Source organism: Lactiplantibacillus sp. 3062 (assembly GCF_055413545.1).
Genome location: NZ_JBVAYE010000002.1, coordinates 625,459 through 644,013, shown reverse-complemented (window position 1 = coordinate 644,013; position 18,555 = coordinate 625,459). Strand labels below are relative to the sequence as shown.

Here is an 18,555-nt window from a genome sequence, read left to right as displayed (position 1 = left end):
GATTCAGACTCGGACAGCGACTCGGATTCGGATAGTGATTCGGACTCGGACAGCGACTCGGATTCGGATAGTGATTCAGACTCGGACAGCGATTCCGATTCAGACAGTGATTCAGACTCGGACAGCGATTCCGATTCAGACAGTGATTCGGATAGCGACAGTGACTCAGACTCTGATAGTGATTCGGACTCGGACAGCGACTCGGATTCCGATAGCGATTCAGACTCGGACAGCGATTCCGATTCAGACAGTGATTCGGACTCCGACAGTGATTCGGATTCCGACAGTGACTCGGACTCCGACAGTGATTCGGATAGCGACAGTGATTCAGACTCCGACAGTGATTCGGATAGCGACAGTGACTCAGATTCCGACAGCGATTCAGACTCGGATTCGGACAGTGATTCGGATTCGGATAGCGATTCCGACAGTGACTCCGACTCTGATAGTGATTCGGATTCCGACAGTGATTCGGACTCGGACAGCGACTCGGATTCGGATAGTGATTCAGACTCCGACAGTGATTCTGATAGTGACAGTGACTCAGACTCAGACAGTGATTCCGACTCGGATAGTGACTCGGATTCAGACAGTGATTCCGATTCCGACTCGGACAGCGATTCCGATTCTGACTCCGACAGTGACTCAGACTCCGACAGCGACTCAGATTCTGACAGCGATTCTGATTCTGACAGTGATTCCGACTCTGATAGCGATTCTGACTCGGACAGCGACTCAGATTCGGATAGCGACAGTGACTCAGATTCCGATAGTGACTCCGATTCTGACTCGGATAGTGATTCAGATTCCGATAGTGATTCAGATTCGGATAGTGACTCAGACTCAGACAGTGATTCCGACTCCGATAGTGATTCGGATTCTGACAGCGATTCAGACTCAGACAGTGACTCGGACTCAGACAGTGATTCGGATAGCGACAGTGACTCAGATTCCGACAGTGACTCAGACTCAGACAGTGATTCTGACTCCGACTCGGATAGTGATTCTGATTCTGACAGTGATTCCGACTCAGACAGTGACTCGGATTCGGACAGTGACTCAGACTCGGATAGTGATTCTGACTCAGACAGTGACTCAGACTCTGATAGTGATTCGGATTCCGACAGCGACTCCGATTCGGATAGTGACTCGGATTCCGACAGTGATTCCGATTCGGATAGTGATTCAGATAGCGACAGCGATTCCGACTCAGACAGTGATTCCGATTCTGACAGTGACTCGGATTCCGACAGTGATTCTGACTCAGACAGTGATTCGGATAGCGACAGTGACTCAGACTCTGATAATGACTCGGACTCAGACAGTGATTCCGACTCAGACAGTGATTCGGATAGCGACAGCGATTCAGATAGCGACAGTGATTCAGATTCCGACAGCGATTCGGATTCGGATAGTGATTCAGATTCCGACAGTGATTCGGATTCCGATAGTGATTCTGACTCAGACAGTGATTCGGATAGCGATAGTGACTCAGATTCCGACAGTGATTCGGACTCAGACAGTGATTCGGATAGCGACAGTGACTCAGACTCCGATAGCGATTCCGACTCCGATAGCGATTCCGACTCGGACAGCGACTCAGACTCAGACAGTGATTCAGATTCCGACAGTGATTCCGACTCTGATAGTGACTCCGATTCCGATAATGATTCGGACAGCGACAGTGATTCCGACTCTGATAGTGACTCCGACTCGGATAGTGATTCGGATTCCGACAGTGATTCGGACTCTGATAGTGATTCAGATAGCGACAGCGATTCCGACTCTGATAGCGATTCCGATTCCGATAGTGACTCAGACTCAGACAGTGATTCCGACTCCGATAGCGACTCCGATTCCGATAGTGATTCGGATTCCGACAGCGATTCAGACTCAGACAGTGATTCCGACTCCGACAGTGACTCAGATTCCGATAGTGATTCTGACTCTGATAGTGATTCAGATTCCGACAGTGACTCAGACTCTGATAGTGATTCCGACTCTGATAGCGACTCCGATTCCGACAGCGATTCCGACTCAGACAGTGATTCCGATTCTGACAGTGATTCGGATAGCGACAGTGATTCCGATTCTGACAGTGATTCTGACTCAGACAGCGACTCAGACTCCGACAGCGATTCAGACTCAGATAGTGACTCCGATTCCGACTCTGATAGCGATTCCGATTCTGACAGTGATTCGGATAGCGACAGCGACTCAGACTCGGACAGTGACTCAGATAGCGACAGCGATTCCGATTCTGACAGCGACTCAGACTCTGATAGTGATTCTGACTCTGACAGTGATTCAGACTCGGATAGCGACTCCGATTCCGACAGTGACTCAGACTCTGATAGTGATTCTGACTCAGACAGTGATTCGGATAGCGACAGCGATTCGGATTCCGATAGTGATTCCGACTCAGACAGTGATTCCGATTCCGACAGCGATTCAGACTCTGATAGTGATTCTGACTCAGACAGTGATTCGGATAGCGACAGCGATTCGGATTCCGATAGTGACTCGGATTCCGACAGTGACGCTGACTCAGACAGCGACTCAGGTTCCGACAACGACTCAGACTCAGACAGTGATTCGAATAACGACAGTGACTCCGATACAATCACAGATTCAGATTCAAATGATGGAACCAATTCTGACAATGGTAGTAATTCTGGCTCAGATGGAAGTTCCAGTTCAAATACTGGATCAGGTTCGGGCAATACGACGGGCTCTACTGGAAATAATTCAGGTACTGGCACTGGTACGACAACTTCATCGACTGCTTCTAACAACGGTGCTGCTTCGACAAGTACGACTAGCTTGAGTGCTGCAGCAACAAGTGGTGTCTCGGCCACAGCCGCAACGTTGGCGGTTACGACACCATCCAGTGACGGTGCTGCAACAACGTCAGCAACTGCTGCTACATCAGTGGTTTATGCCGCTGCTAGCGCTCAAGACGTTGATGCAACTTCTGATCAGACTGATTCAGATTCGAAGAGTAGTAATGATTCTGATAAGGATAAGAAGTCAGCTGATACTGATAGTGCTGATGATAAGGTCGGCTCAAGTAATACTGACGAGAATGGTAAGACTGCATCTGATACAAGTAATAATGCCGGAACGATTTTCGGTGGCTTGTTGACCGCGGCTGCAGCTGCTGGACTCGGCTGGTGGTTCTTCTTGTTCGGTCGTCGTCGTAAAGATGATGATGAAGATGATGAGAATCAAAAATAGTTAAAATTTAAAGCTGATTTGTTAGTACTGCTAACGATATACGTTGTAAAATAAGACTATTAACCAAAACGGGCGTGAAGCCCGTTTTGGCGTACATAAAAGAAAATTGAAAGAGGTAAGACTAAGATGCAAAAATCTACTGTCACCAAGCTTAAGCAAGCACTGATTGCAACTGGAAATTTGAAAGATTACGGTACAAGTACCGTAACCTTGGCACTTTCGGTATCGGATCATCGACATCGGGCCCAAGTGCGATTCTATCGTTGCGATTCTTTCAAGCAAGCTTGGATAGCAGTTGCACAACAATTAGCCAAAACCCCTCAAGCGAGTTGGGTTCGATTAGAAGCAGTTCAATCAACACAGAAGTTACCAAGAGAAACTTTTGAAAAGCGATTGGCAGCTACTTTTCGGATGAACTATTGGCGATACGGTATTAGTTTTGATGCAGATTTCAAGACAGCCTTATTGGAGATGGAAAGTAATGGACAAGCATTTTTCCGTCCTAGCAAAGCGCATCGAATTGGTAAGAATCGTTCGGGTTCTTGGGTCGACTATGATCGAGTAGAGCCGTATCTTAACAAGCGTGAAGGAGCGCTACCAGTCGATATTCGAAAGACAGAAAATGTTTGGGTCTTTACAACCGCTGGTGTATTTACTGACGGGCAGAAAATCTGGAATCTATCTGAGCAAGAGGATTGTGGTAAGGGCGTTCGGGTGGTGACTGACGAGCAGAGCGAGCTGCAATCAGCTATTGAACATGGTGAAACTTTCCTAATTAATCAGTTAAAAGACAATGGAAAATTTGTCTACGGTTATTTTCCGGCTCGTCAAAGAGTTCTTAGCAATTACAATGTTGTGCGGCATTTTTCGTCCTTATATGCCTTGCTGGAAGCCATTCCATTCACAAAGCGCACTGAAGATTGTGCAAAAGTTAAGTTAGCGATTCAGTGGGGCTTAAAAAATGCCACGATTGAAAAAGAGGACGCAATCTTCGTCGATGATAATGGCGAGCTAAAGTTGGGTGGACAGGCCTTATTAATACTTGCATTGAGTAAATATCAAGACGTTACCAAGGATGATACTTTCATGCCAGTTTTAATGAAAGCTTTTAAAGGCGTTCATTTCTTCCAAGAACCGTCTGGTAAGTTAATTCATGTCCTAAATCCAGATTTAACGGTCAAAGCAGCTTATCGAATTATCTATTATGAAGGAGAAGTCGCATTTGCGCTTTCCCGACTATATGAGTTAACACATGATAAGAATGTGATGGATCTGGTGAAGCAAATCTTGGATTACATGGTGGCTAATGACTACGGTAAATACCATGATCACTGGATTTCTTATGCAATCAATGAAGCATTACTGGTATTCCCAGACAATCGTGATTATATGAAACTGGGTTTGAAAAATGTATTCAGTCATCTAAAATTCATTGAAGAGCGTGATACCACGTATCCAACATTACTTGAGTTAGTTGATGCGGCCGTCAAAATGACCGATATGATTAAACGTTCAGGTAATGAAGACTTGATAGCACCTTATGACTTGGTTCGTTTACGGCAGGTATTGCGGTATCGTGCGTTGTATGAGATTACTACTGGGTGTTTTCTACCTGAGATTGCAATGTATCTCTATAATCCACAGAAGTTCATTGGTGGGTTCTATGCACGTCATGACAATTTCCGGACACGGATTGACGATTGTGAACACTTCTTATCTGGGTTGATCAACTATTATAACTACACATATCGACAAGCATAATACTAGGTAACAGAAAGGGTGACTGTATGTTTTACTTCATTAATGAATATATTTTAGGCAAGAATTCGAGTGTTGAGCACGCGGCAATCAACCGGGTGAAATTATTTAACCACTATAAAGCGCCAGCCCGGATTGTGACTAAGATGTATGACCGTTTGCTACATCAGACCATGGGAACTTTTCAGTTAGCAAACCAGCAAGTGCTGAATATGTTTGATTACTTTCAACAAACCACGGATGTGCCAACTAAAGTTCTGCATACTGATGACATGCATCTGCCAGTTGAATATGCGGTAGAGGTGGGTGCCAACTTTAGCAAAATTTTTAATGGTGATGAACACGTTAGCAACGTCGGTTTTATTCCTGGAACGATTGGGCGCGTCTTTTACCAAGAATTCTTCGACAATCAAGGTAACTTATCTTCAACCGACCTGTGGGATTGGCGAGGCTTCAAGTCCAGTACACAATATTTTGGTCAGAACGGTAAACTGGTTTTGGAACGGTTTTATAATCTACAAGGCGAGACCGTTATTGAGCAGTACTATGTACCTGACACTAACGGTAATCCGCTAGCGTCACGTTTGATTTTAAAGAATTATCGTGATCAAGCGGAGCGCTTCTTCCAGGACGCGAACCATTTATTTCGTTTCTTCTTGGCCGAACTCAGTCATTTGGACAAGCAAACGACGACCTTCATTAGTGATCGCCCAGGTACCAGTGTGAAGCCGTTGTTGGAACTTCAGGATGATTCTCACAAGTATGTGACGGTTCCAATTTATCAGGCGAAGGATATTAATGACCCAATTCATTCCCCGTTGGACGGGTTCTTAACACCGGCCTTCGATAATTTGCAACACTTTGATGGCTTCATTACAGCTACTGAAAGTCAGGCTCAGCATCTGCGGACGCGGTTCCCTAAAGCTAAGGTGACAGTGTTACCAACTGTAACTACGAGTCCGTTGGCGCAGAGTAAACTACAGCCAATCACGGCCCGCCCCAAGCAATTGCTATACGTTGGGCGGCTGGCGCCGGATCGGCAACTGGATCAGTTAATTCGGACCATTGCGTTAGTTAAGCAACAGGTCAAAGAAATTCAGTGTGACTTTTACGGCTACGGCGATCCAGAGTATCTTAAGACGCTGAATAAGCTGGTTGAAGAATTAAAATTGACGAATAATGTGCATTTATTAGATTATCATCCTGATTTAGAAACACGTTATGATGATTATCAGCTGTTGCTCAATACCGATATTGTTGATGGTGGTCCAATGAGTATGCCGGAAGCCATGAGTCACGGAATTCCAGTGATTAGTTATCGCTTTAATTATGGGCCTAAAGATTGGATTGATGACGGTCATGACGGTTTCATCGTTGATCCTGGCAATCAATTGGCGCTGCGTGACCGGGTCATCGAATTAATGACGGATACGAAGAAGTTGACGGCATTCAGCGAAGCCGCCTTTAAGAAGCTTCATACGTCACAAACTGACTTAAAAGTTTGGCACCGTTGGCAACAATTACTGGGTATTAAGTAGGAGGGCGCATATGTATTATTTCTTAAACGATAACATGCAATTTTCAAAATCAGGAATCGAACAGGCGGAAATCAACCGACTGACTTTATTCAAGAAGCACCATGTGGCTGCTAAAATCGTGACCCGCGTATTCGCAATGAACTTGCACGATGTGCTTGAAGGGGCCAACATTGCCGATGCTGATTTTGTTAATCTTTTTGACTTCTTTTGTGGTAGTCAGTCGGTCAAGCGTCAAAGGTTTGATTTGGCCGACTTTGAAGTGCCAGCCGATGCTATCAAAACCCGGAAGGATAATCAGATTCAAGTCATGGAACGTGGTAAGTTAATCATGATTATTTACCTTCGGGCCGGTACGGAAGCCGTTAGCAATGTGCAATACTTTGACGTTAATGGTCGTACGCTCAAGATGAGTTGGTGGGATACACGGGGTTTTAAGTGTCTTGAACAATTATTTGATTGGGACGGTAAGATTGCCCAAGAAGCGTACTTTGGCCCGGATGGATTGATTCACGTGGAGAAGTTACACTTGTTAAATCACGCTGGTCAGGAGCGAATCACGTGGCGCGTCTTGAACTACAACGAGCAGAGCCATACTTTTAATGGGATGAATGAACTGACCCGTTACTTCTATGATGAACTTAACCAGTTGAATGATGAACAAAATGTCTTCATTTGTGATCGGACCGTCGAATGTGCCTGGGGCTTATTCAATATGACCACATCAGCTAAGAAAGTCTTGCATCTACATAATAACCATGTGAGTGATGCTAAGGATATTATGCATTCTACCTTGAACAATAACTATGCTAATGCGCTGAATAATTGGGCGGCTTGGGACGCGGTCATTTCTGCGACACCAGAACAAACTAAGGACGTGGAAGCCCGCTTTGGTAAGGATATTCCAGCGTTCACTATTCCGGTTGGCTATGTTGATAATGCTACGTTAAAAGCCGCGCCGGTGAAGTTTGACCAACGACAAAAAGACCTCGTCGTGCAAGTTGCGCGGCTGGCACCTGAAAAGCAACAGAATCATTCAATCGAAGCCTTTGTTGAAGTTCACAAGCATTTTCCTGATGCCAAGTTGGAATTATGGGGTTATGCGAACGGGGATATTGAAAAGCAACTACATGCACAAGTTGCTGCAGCGCACTTGGAAGATGTGGTATTGTTCAAGGGGTATACCACGGATGTCAATGCCGTTTACAACCGGGCCCAATTAGGACTTTTGCCAAGTCGAGCTGAAGGATTCTCATTGATGTTGCTAGAAGCTCAAGCCCATGGGTTACCAATGGTTGCCAATGACGTGAAGTACGGCCCGAGTGATATTATTCAGGATCATAAGAGTGGAATCCTAACGACAGACGGCGATGTGCAACAATTGACCAAAACGATTTTAGAATTGTTGAAGAATCAAGGGCAGCTGGCACAATACAGTGCTCAGGCCTATGAAAATGCCAAGCGTTATTCAGAAGAAGCCGTTTTCAAACAGTGGCAAGCATTGTTAGATTACTTTAAGCCTGCTAAGGTCACGGCTTAAGTAGATTTGACGGCAAGGGAGGACGCAAAATGTTAATGATTATGACCATTTATGGGACCGTTAAGATGTTTACCCGAATGATCGTGTACTGTGGCATCGGTGGTCTTGTCCTAATTGTTCGTCACCATAATCGTAAGAAGCGGCGTAACGAGATGGACGAGGGAACTAAGCGGATCATGCGTAATACCCCTAAGGATGAGAACGGTAAGTATCCGTGGGAGAAGTAAGGTACCATTGGTTTTTAAGTTAAGTATCTAATTGAAAAGACCTGTCAGACGAAGCTAATCGTCTGACAGGTCTTTTCGGCTAATTTATCGTTAAATTAACGTTTCTGAATGGCCAACAAATATGGCGGCACATGGACTTGATTAATAAACTGATATTGTAGGACTTGGAATTGATGCTGGTCTAAATTCGTTACGTAATCCAAAACGGCTTGTGCTTCTGTCGCACCACCGGGATGACCAGCATAGACTAGCAGGATAATGAGTCCGTTGGTGACGAGGCGTTCCTGAATGGCTTTTATGGCCGTTAACGTTGTCGTTGGTTTCGTAATGATTTGTTTATCGCCACCTGGTAAATAGCCCAGGTTAAAGACGGCACACTTGATAGGTTGATCAGCGGCAATCTTATCTGCGATGTGTTCATGGCCCGTTTGCCACAGAGTGACTTGATGGGTGAGCGCTGCTTTATCTAAGGCAGTTGTCGTCGCTTCAATGGCCGCTGATTGAATGTCGAACCCGTCGACGTGACCAGTAGTCCCGACCAGCTTGGCGAGGTAGACGGTATCATGGCCGTTGCCAACCGTCGCGTCAATCACGTGGTCACCGGGATTGACGACTTGGTTCATTAGCGCGTGGCTATAAGCTAATGCCGAACTGAGTTGAATGAGTGTTACCCCCCTTGTTGAATTCATGAATTAGGACCGCAATCGAAGCGGTCCGTGCCGATAACGCGTACTAAAACGCGCACTTATATATAGTAAAACACTTCCAAGTAAAAGGCCACCGATTGTATCGCTGGGATAGTGGACGCCCACGATGACCCGGCTGATCATCATTAACAAGATGGACGTTATGCCGAGGGCAGTGAGCCAGCCAGTCAAGGCATTGCGGTGCCAGTAGTCAAATGCCAACACGAGCAGACTACCGATAAGGACGGTCGTTGTTGTCGAGTGCCCGCTGGGGTAACTATACCCCCCAATTTGGACAAGTCGCCAAGCGGTTGGCCGTGGCCGCATGATGACCTGTTTGATGAGATAATTACCGTAGCCGGCAATCAGCCAGGTGGTGACCCAAAAGAAGACTGCGCCGCGTGGGTTATGGCCCAGCCAGAGTGCCAGGCCGATAATTAACGTGATTATGGTGATGGTGTGGGGATTGCCAAGCTGCGTATACGTGACCATCGCGTGTTGAAACCACTGGGGACTATGATGCCAAAAATTAGCAACCGTGGTGTCAAAGTGTGTTAACCAAGGCGCCCGTTGCCATACCGCGGCCGTCCAGCCTAACCATCCTATAAATATAAGTAGAATCAAACTGTCCGAACGTTGCCAGGATCGTTGCTTCAATACTGATTCCTCCGATAAATAAATTATTGCCATTATTATAGCATTTTTTATCAGGGGTCCGATTAATGCCGATGATAAAATTTATCGCCAGCGGGGCTTGGGCCCTTGAAAAAAACGTGCTGGTTTGCTACTATGAAAACAATAACTTTACGACTCTGAGAAGGAATAGTAGTGGCTGGTGTTTTGCAGAAACTCCGTGGTAGTTGCAAACGGGGATTCACCAATCATGAACTCACCTTCGAGTCTTCCGGCTGAACAAGATTGTAGGTACGGACGTGGTTTCGCGTTAAGATTCTCAAGAGGCCACGGTAACGTGGAATCATAGGTGGTACCGCGGAACCCGTTTTCGTCCTATAAGCTTAATTGGCTTATAGGATTTTTTTGTTTTTTAACCGCTTTTACTGAGTTGAAGCATGAAAATGCCATCTTGAATAGTCAGTTGGAAAGTCGCAATGCTAGCTTTTACATACAAGGCAGCAAGAAAGGGGCACTACTATGGCATACAACCATAAAGTCATTGAACGCAAATGGCAACATTATTGGAAGGAAAACAAAACCTTCAAAACATTAGATACGACGGATAAGAAGAAGTATTACGCCTTAGACATGTTCCCATACCCATCTGGCCAAGGATTACACGTTGGACATCCTGAAGGGTATACGGCCACGGATATTATGTCACGGTTCAAGCGGATGCAAGGGTACAATGTCTTACATCCAATGGGTTGGGACGCATTCGGTTTACCCGCTGAACAATATGCGCTCAAGACGGGGCATAACCCGAAGGACTTTACGGCCAAGAACATCAAAAACTTCAAACGTCAGATTCGGTCATTAGGTTTTTCATATGACTGGGACCGTGAAGTGAATACGACTGATCCAAGTTACTACAAGTGGACGCAGTGGATCTTTGAACAGCTCTATAAGAAGGGCTTGGCTTACGAATCTGAAACGTTGGTCAACTGGGCTCCTGATATGATGGGTGGAACGGTTGTTTCTAACGAAGAAGTGGTTGATGGTAAGACGGAACGCGGTGGCTATGATGTTTACCGGGTGCCAATGAAGCAATGGAGCCTCAAAATCACGGCCTACGCGGACCGGTTGATTGATGACCTGGACGATATTGATTGGCCAGAAAACATCAAAGAGCAACAACGTAACTGGATTGGCCGCTCAGTTGGCGCATCCATTCGTTTCAAGGTTGCTGGTCAACCTGACGATACCGAGATTGAAGTGTTCTCAACGCGGCCAGACACGCTGTTTGGCGCAAGTTACATGGTCTTGGCACCTGAACACGACTTAGTTGAACAATTGACGACACCCGAACAAGCGGACGCTATCAAAGCATACAAAGCTAAAATCGCCAGCAAGTCAGACCTTGAACGGACTGATTTGAATAAGGACAAGACCGGGGTCTTCACTGGTAGCTACGGCATCAACCCGGTTAATGGTGAAAAACTGCCAATCTGGATTGCCGATTACGTTCTGGCTTCATATGGAACTGGGGCCATCATGGCAGTGCCTGCTCATGATGATCGGGACTTTGAATTTGCACAAAAATTTGATTTGCCAATCAAACCTGTCATTGCGGGTGATAATGATTATGACCAACAAGCTTACACTGGCGACGGGGAACACATCAACTCAGGTTTTGTTGACGGTTTAGCTAAGCAACCAGCTATTGATAAGATGATTGACTGGTTAGGTGAACACCATGCCGGTGAAAAGAAGGTCAACTATCGGTTACGTGATTGGATCTTCTCACGGCAACGGTACTGGGGCGAACCGATTCCAGTTATTCACTGGGAAGACGGCGAAACGACGCTGGTTCCTGAAGATGAACTACCATTGCGGTTACCAGCAACTAAGAACCTGGAACCATCAGGAACTGGTGAAAGCCCGTTAGCGAATATCGACGACTGGGTAAATGTCGTCGATGAAAACGGTCGTAAGGGGAAGCGTGAAACCAACACGATGCCACAATGGGCCGGGAGTTCATGGTACTTCTTGCGTTACGTTGATCCGCACAACCGTGAAGCTTTGGCCGATTATGACAAGTTGAAGTACTGGTCACCCGTTGACTTATACGTGGGCGGTGCAGAACACGCGGTCTTACATCTGCTTTACGCACGTTTTTGGCACAAGTTCTTATATGACTTAGGCGTTGTGCCAACCAAGGAACCATTCCAGAAGTTAGTTAACCAAGGGATGATTTTGGGTGATAATCACGAAAAGATGTCTAAGTCGCGGGGGAACGTGGTTAACCCCGATGATATTGTTGACCAATATGGTGCCGATACGTTGCGGTTATACGAAATGTTCATGGGACCATTGGAAGCTTCGATTCCGTGGAGTACCGATGGGTTACATGGTGCCAATAAGTGGATCGAACGGGTTTGGCGCTTAATGATCGATGAAAACAATCGTGTTCGCGACCGAATCACGACTATCAATGATGGTAAGTTGACGAAAATCTACAACGAAACCGTTAAGAAAGTCACGGAAGACTATGAAGCTATGCGCTTTAACATTGCGATTTCACAAATGATGGTCTTCGTAAACGAAGCATACAAGGTCGACGATTTACCAATCATTTATATCGAAGGCTTTGTGAAGTTACTGTCACCGATTGCACCACATTTGTCGGAAGAACTATGGTCATTATTAGGCCATGATGACACGATCACCTACGCCACTTGGCCAACGTATGACGAATCTAAGTTAGTAGAAGACACGGTCCAAATCGTGCTTCAAGTTAATGGTAAGGTTCGCTCGCACGCCGAAGTCGCTAAGGATATGGGCAAGGATGAACTTGAAAAACTAGCCCTGGCGGATGAAAAAATCCAGGAATTTACGGCCGGCAAGACAGTTCGTAAAGTGATTGCCATTCCTGGTAAACTGGTTAACGTGGTTGCCAACTAAGTACCACGACCAGTATCAACTTAAATGAATATCGCTTAAATTAATCGTGATGGTGACTGACAATTGTTGGTTGCTATCACGATTTTTTAACTACTCACAGAACTAATTAGTGCGGTTACGATTGATTTGGTTAAGTGAATAAAGATTCTGAGGACGTTCTGGTTCGGTTTGGGAGACAAATCACACGTGTTTTTGGTGGGCAGGGCGTGTGCAACCGCCTATGCTTAACTTAAAACTAGCAGTAACGTGGTTTAATCAGCGGAAATGGTTATCATGGCGGCACTCTGCTGTAATCGAATTTGAGACCGCATCGTGGCCGCTGGTAAAGCGTACGGATTGGTCTTTTTTCTGTATCAGCCATAGGGTATCGGATGGCGGTACGGTTCGCCAATAGATGGTGCAGTTGTCAAGACCTTATCATTAAAGTTCGGTTAAACTCACGCATAAGGCCGGAATTGAATTGCAACTTGTTTGTTTTTCATCTAAAATGATTAGGATTGAATTAAGAAAGTGGGTTACGAACATGTCTGAGGAATCAAAAGCTAATCAGCCCCAGAATGCACACGTGAATTCTGAAGCCGAAGCGCACCAGAAGATGGTGCGCGGGTCGGCTTGGATGACGGCTGGGAGTCTCTTTTCACGGGTGCTCGGGGCGATTTATATTATCCCGTGGGTTATCTGGATGGGCGCTGATTATACGCAAGGTAACGCGCTTTATGCCAAGGGATATAATATTTATAGTTTTTTCCTGCTAATTGCGATCGGGGGAATTCCGTCCGCAATTTCTAAACAACTTTCCGAATATAATGCGATGAATGAATATGCCGTTGGACAGCGCTTATTCAAGCGGGGCTTGTTGTTGACGTCAGCCTTTGGGATTATTGGTGCCATTATTTTATGGTTTGGTGCTGGCTTGATTTCAACAGCTTTTGGGGGCTATGATGCCAATCTGATTCCCGTCTTGCATGCGTTGGCTATTGCCTTGGTGATTCTGCCATCGATGTCTTTGACCCGGGGATTCTTCCAAGGGTATCAACAGATGGCGCCGTCCGCAATCTCACAGTTCGTGGAACAAGTTTTTCGGGTCATCTATATGTTGGGTGCGACGTATTTCATCATGCGCGTCGCTCACGGCGATTGGGTGAATGCCGTGACCCAATCGACATTCGCAGCATTCGTCGGGGCGGCTGCCAGCTTCTTATTACTCGGTTGGTATTATTTCCGCAAACGGCCCGAGCTAAATGCCTTAGCTGCTCAGAGTGAGAACAAACTAGTTATTCCAGTCTGGCAATTGTTCCGCGATATTATTATTCAGGCGATTCCATTTATTGTGATCGATACCGCGACGACAGTCTTCAACCTGTTGGATCAAGCAACGTTCCAACCGATGATGCGGCTGGTTTACCATTTGGGTACTAAGCAGATCGATACGTTGTATGCTTACTTTGCATTTAATGCGAACAAATTGGTGATGATCATTGTGTCATTGGCGTCTGCGATTGCCGTGACGGTCGTGCCGATTTTATCTGAATCATTGGCCAGTCATAATATGCGTAATATTCGTAAACAATTGGAAGATTCGATTATTTTATTCCTATTTATCATGATTCCCGGAGCGCTGGGGATGGCCGCAGTGGCACAACCACTTAACACGCTCTTTTATAGTTATGATCAAATTGGGACCTTGATTCTGCAGATCTCAGCATTTACCGCGATTGCTTTAGGCTTTTTTACGGTGATTTCGGCGCTGATGCAAGGCCTATCACGCAACCGCGATATTATTCGCTATTACTTGATCGGCTTACTGGTCAAAATCGTGATTCAGTTACCATGTATCTATTTCCTATCAACGGCGGGGCCCCTGGTTGCGACCGCGATTGGGATGATGGTTGCGAGTCTGATGGCGATGTATGATTTGGAAGTCAACTTTGGAATTCGGTACGTGAAGTTATTACCAAAAATCAATCGAATTTTAGTTTATTCGATTTTAACGTACGTCACGGCACGATTAGTTGTTTATGGGCTGAACTTTGTGTTGAATGAGCACAGTAAGACGCAATCGTTCTTGATCGTAGCCCTAGCAGTTATCGCTGGTGGTGCGGTTTACGTTTACTTAGCACTCCGTTCACGGATGGCTGATTTGATGATTGGAACGAAAGCTGCTGGGTTACGACGGAAATTACGGATTAAATAGGTGAATTATGCGAGTAGATAAATTTTTACATGCGATGCGAATTGGCACGCGGACTCAAGTACGTCGTCTGATTAAAGATGGTCATATCACTGCCAATGGTGAGCCAGTAATCTCTGGCAAACAACAGATCAACCCTGGCAGTGACACCGTCTTTTTAGATGACGTGCAGGTCCGTTACCAACAATACTTCTATTATGTGATGAATAAGCCAGTCGGGGTCATCACGGCAACGACGGATTCCGCTGCGAAAACGGTGATGGACCTGTTCAATACGACGGATTTTCGTGACGATCTATTTCCCGTGGGTCGTCTCGATAAAGATACTGAGGGAATCTTGGTCATTACGAACGATGGGGCCCTATCACACGACCTATTGTCGCCGAACCACCATGTTACGAAGGTCTATGAGGCTGAAGTAACGGGGGAAATCACTGCAGCTCAATTGGCTAATTTTAATGATGGAATCACGTTAAAGGACGGGACTGAACTGCAACCGGCTCAGGCTGAGATTGTTCAATTCCATGAAATCGAGAACTTTACCACGATTCGAATCATGATCCATGAAGGCAAGTATCACCAAGTTAAGCGGATGGTCGGAACGTTAGGTGAACGGGTCGTCGGGTTACGGCGAATCAAGTTTGGTTCGTTAACGCTACCCGTTGGCTTATTAGCGGGGAACTATCGTGCGCTGACTGATGACGAACTAACAGCGTTGAAGGCGGATGCGAACCAACCCGTAGGCGAATAGTGCGTGTTACGAATTCGGCCACTCTGGTTTAAACTAAATCATTAAGCCCCAACTAACTATGAATTCAAGCATGGTTAGTTGAGGCTTTTTTAGCATAATGTCGTTGGCTTGTTCGTGTTCATTATGGTCCAGCTAGCTAAGGGCGTTCAATCTGACTAAAGCGGTGCATGTAAGTCGGAATGCGGGTACTGATTTGATGCGGCAAGACGACGTACCGCGTTGCAGCGAGGTCATCGGCAATGGCACTGTGCAAGTAGACCGCGCTGAGAACGGCATCGGTGAAATTATGAAATTGACTTACGAAGCCACCAATCATACCAGCCAACGTGTCACCCATGCCGCCGGTCGCCATGGCCGGAGTGCCGCCGGGGTTGAACCAGACTCGTTCGTCAGTGTAGACGGTCGTGCGATGAGCTTTGACCACGGCCGTAACACCTAACCGTTGTTGCGCGTCATGATTGGCAGTTGGGGTTTGATCTTTGATCGCGATACCGCTAAGTCGTTGCCATTCCATTTGGTGTGGCGTGACCACGATGTCCGTGGCGGGTAAGGGGCGGGCCTGCTGTGCAAGCAAGGTCAGCGCCGAACCATCGATGACCAATCGTTGTGGGACGTGCGTCGCAGCGAGAACGGCGGTCAGTAACTGATCAGCGACGGTATCTGTTCCAAGGCCTGGACCGATGACGATAACGTCCATTCCTGCCAGCAGGTTTAATAAGGTGTCCGTTTGGTGATAGTCAATGACCATGGCTTCGGGTAGCCGAGCATGTAGACTCGTGAAATTAGACGGGTCGGTAGCGACCGTCACCAGACCGGCACCACTATATGTTGCGGCCGTTGCGGCCATGATGATAGCACCACCAAAATTTTGATTACCCCCAATCAGCATGATTCGACCGTAATTGCCTTTGTGAGAATCAGCCGGTCGTTTGATAATCGTTCGGCTAACAATTTCGGTTGTAATAGGTTGCATAAAATGACCAGCTTTCTAAGTTAATTTACTTTGAGTATACCATTTTCCAAAAGCGGTTACTTACGATTATTAAGTTGACGACAGCTATGATAAAATTGAGGTAACAATATGTGGGAGGAATTTAACATGTCAGTTGATTGGAAAAATGAAGCAACTAAGCATCAAGATGATTATTTAGCAGATTTAACCACCATGCTCCGCGTACCGAGCTTTCGTGACGATAGCCAGGCGACGGATGATGCACCCTTAGGCCCTGGTCCTAAGCAAGCGTTAACCACGTTTTTAGCGATTGCGGAACGCGATGGCTTTAAGACCAAGAACATTGATAACTTGGTCGGTTATGCTGAAATTGGTGAGGGGGATGAAACCTTGGCAATTTTAGCCCATGTGGATGAAATGCCTGCTGGTAACGGCTGGGATACGGACCCCTTCGAACCAACCATCAAGGATGGCAAGATGTATGCCCGCGGCGTTTCCGACGATAAAGGCCCGGGAATGGCGGCCTACTATGGCTTAAAGATTGTCAAAGAACTTGGCTTGAAGCTCAATAAGAAGATTCGCTTTATCGTTGGGACCGATGAGGAAAGTAATTGGACTGGAATGAAACGCTACTTTGAAGTTGAACCAGCGCCAACCTTGGGCTTCTCTCCAGATGCCATGTTCCCGTTGATCAATGGTGAAAAGGGAAATGTGAGTCTGCAATTACACTTCGATCATGAAGATAATGGCGACTTTAACCTTGTTTCTTTTGATTCTGGCTTGCGTGAAAATATGGTGCCGCGTGATGCCGAAGCCGTGGTCGCGACGGATGACAACGAGCAGTTGGCGGCCGACTTCACAGCGTTCCTGGACCAGCAACCAGTAACTGGTGAATTAACGGTCGTTCCTGAAGGCGTTAAGCTGGAAGTTGTTGGAAAGGCCGCCCATGGGATGGAACCACGTAACGGGATCAATGCCGGAACCTACCTTGCAACGTTCTTGACTAACTATGCCTTTGCTGATGATGCCGCTGCTTTCTTAGACTTCGTGGCTAATAAGCTACACGATGATTCACGGGCGAACCAGTTAGGCTTAGCTTACAAGGATGACGTTATGGGTGATTTGACGATGAATGTCGGGTTACTCAGCTTCGACCATCAAAAGGGTGGTGCGTTAACGTTGAACTTCCGTTATCCGAAGGGAATCGAACCTGCTGATTTAACGGCGAAAGTCCAAGCGCAGTTACCAGCTGGTGCCACGGTCACGCAGGGTGACTTCATGGTGCCACATTACGTTGACCCTGAAGACCCGATCGTCAAGGATTTGATGGACGTTTACCGGCGTCAAACTGGTGACACGGCCTCACAACCACAAATTGTTGGCGGTGGGACTTATGGCCGGATGATGGCTCGTGGGGTTGCCTTTGGGGCACTCTTCCCAGATACCGAAGATACGATGCACCAAGCCAATGAATTCCAACCAATTGACGAATTAATGGCTGCAATGGCGATTTACGCTGAATCAATTGCCGTGTTAGCAACCGACAAATAGTGATCCTTTAATGGAGGGTGATGGTTATGACGATGGTTAAACGCATTTTAGTCGGCATCGATACGAGTCCTCAGTCCCAATTAGCTTTAACGAAAGCAATTAAGATCGCGGTCGAGCAAAATGCCGCTTTGGATATTGTGACGGTCATTAATACTGAGAAATTTATTGGTGTGACTCAAGGGCCGATGGGTTTTGGCGCAACGACACCGCAGGCATTGAACGAATTGACGGCCGGTCTTAAAGCGAATCTCGCTAAGGCTCGCCAACAAGCGATGGCCGCGGGTGTCAGCGATGTGCGGGTTCACTTACATTCAGGTAATTCGAAGTTATTGTTAGCGACGACTTTACCAGACCGCTATGGCACTGACTTGATCGTTGTTGGGGCCACAGGTCTTAACAACGTGGCACGGGTGTTAATTGGCTCTAATGCTGCTTATGTGATTCGCAATGCTACCTGTGACACGTTGGTGGTGCGCACAGATGCTGATCAACAGCCAGTCAAACTGCCAAAGCATACCACTCGTCGGCTTTAATTGAAATTTTTAGGA

At 46.4% G+C, this 18,555-nt stretch carries 12 protein-coding genes and 1 other annotated feature; of the genes, 9 read left to right on the top strand and 3 right to left on the bottom strand.

Translation table 11 applies throughout. The features are described from left to right. Nucleotides 1–3,363: 3,363 nt before the first annotated feature. Genes ACWQAU_RS06025 through ACWQAU_RS06010 form a run of 4 tightly spaced genes read left to right on the top strand, consistent with a single transcriptional unit; the run spans nt 3,364 to nt 8,297 of the window. Nucleotides 3,364–4,998, top strand: coding sequence for a hypothetical protein (locus ACWQAU_RS06025; protein WP_027822083.1), 1,635 nt, complete (start codon nt 3,364–3,366; stop codon nt 4,996–4,998). A 26-nt stretch (nt 4,999–5,024) separates the two neighbouring features. Further along, nucleotides 5,025–6,533, top strand: a complete 1,509-nt coding sequence (locus ACWQAU_RS06020) for a glycosyltransferase (RefSeq protein ID WP_027822082.1) — start codon at nt 5,025–5,027, stop codon at nt 6,531–6,533. Between the two features lie 10 nt (nt 6,534–6,543). After that, a complete protein-coding gene (locus ACWQAU_RS06015; RefSeq protein ID WP_011101349.1) occupies nt 6,544–8,070 on the top strand; it encodes a glycosyltransferase family 4 protein in 1,527 nt (508 codons plus the stop codon). Between the two features lie 29 nt (nt 8,071–8,099). Further along, nucleotides 8,100–8,297 (top strand): hypothetical protein, encoded by a 198-nt coding sequence (locus ACWQAU_RS06010; RefSeq protein ID WP_003643183.1) that lies wholly within the window; start codon nt 8,100–8,102, stop codon nt 8,295–8,297. A gap of 95 nt (nt 8,298–8,392) precedes the next feature. On the opposite strand, the gene mnmM is transcribed toward ACWQAU_RS06010, so the two are convergent. Together mnmM and ACWQAU_RS06000 are read right to left on the bottom strand one after the other, a co-directional pair. Beyond that, nucleotides 8,393–8,986, bottom strand: a complete 594-nt coding sequence (gene mnmM, locus ACWQAU_RS06005; protein WP_011101350.1) for a tRNA 5-(aminomethyl)-2-thiouridylate-methyltransferase MnmM — start codon at nt 8,984–8,986, stop codon at nt 8,393–8,395. Nucleotides 8,987–8,989: 3 nt separating this feature from the next. Then, nucleotides 8,990–9,673, bottom strand: a complete 684-nt coding sequence (locus tag ACWQAU_RS06000) for a phosphatase PAP2 family protein (protein WP_027822081.1) — start codon at nt 9,671–9,673, stop codon at nt 8,990–8,992. A 113-nt stretch (nt 9,674–9,786) separates the two neighbouring features. Continuing rightward, nucleotides 9,787–9,997: a binding site (T-box leader), on the top strand. Between the two features lie 138 nt (nt 9,998–10,135). On the opposite strand from ACWQAU_RS06000, the gene leuS reads away from it, so the two are divergent. The 3 genes from leuS to ACWQAU_RS05985 all read left to right on the top strand — a co-directional run bounded on the left by leuS (nt 10,136) and on the right by ACWQAU_RS05985 (nt 15,504). Next, complete coding sequence (gene leuS / locus ACWQAU_RS05995) at nt 10,136–12,562, top strand: leucine--tRNA ligase (RefSeq protein WP_003643180.1); 2,427 nt, start codon at nt 10,136–10,138, stop codon at nt 12,560–12,562. 523 nt (nt 12,563–13,085) lie between these two features. Beyond that, complete coding sequence (locus tag ACWQAU_RS05990) at nt 13,086–14,756, top strand: putative polysaccharide biosynthesis protein (RefSeq protein WP_011101352.1); 1,671 nt, start codon at nt 13,086–13,088, stop codon at nt 14,754–14,756. A 7-nt stretch (nt 14,757–14,763) separates the two neighbouring features. Beyond that, a complete protein-coding gene (locus tag ACWQAU_RS05985) occupies nt 14,764–15,504 on the top strand; it encodes a 16S rRNA pseudouridine(516) synthase (protein ID WP_003643178.1) in 741 nt (246 codons plus the stop codon). 136 nt (nt 15,505–15,640) lie between these two features. Here ACWQAU_RS05985 and ACWQAU_RS05980 read toward each other — a convergent pair whose 3' ends face one another. Further along, entirely contained in the window at nt 15,641–16,477 is an 837-nt protein-coding gene (locus tag ACWQAU_RS05980) for an NAD(P)H-hydrate dehydratase (RefSeq protein ID WP_021356522.1), read from the bottom strand. 126 nt (nt 16,478–16,603) lie between these two features. Here ACWQAU_RS05980 and pepV point away from each other — a divergent pair, with 126 nt between their 5' ends. Together pepV and ACWQAU_RS05970 are read left to right on the top strand one after the other, a co-directional pair. Next, nucleotides 16,604–18,007, top strand: coding sequence for a dipeptidase PepV (gene pepV, locus ACWQAU_RS05975; protein ID WP_013355438.1), 1,404 nt, complete (start codon nt 16,604–16,606; stop codon nt 18,005–18,007). A 26-nt stretch (nt 18,008–18,033) separates the two neighbouring features. Further along, nucleotides 18,034–18,540 carry a universal stress protein gene (locus ACWQAU_RS05970; RefSeq protein ID WP_003644234.1) on the top strand — a complete coding sequence of 169 codons (507 nt, stop codon included), beginning with the start codon at nt 18,034–18,036 and terminating at the stop codon, nt 18,538–18,540. Nucleotides 18,541–18,555: the final 15 nt, after the last annotated feature.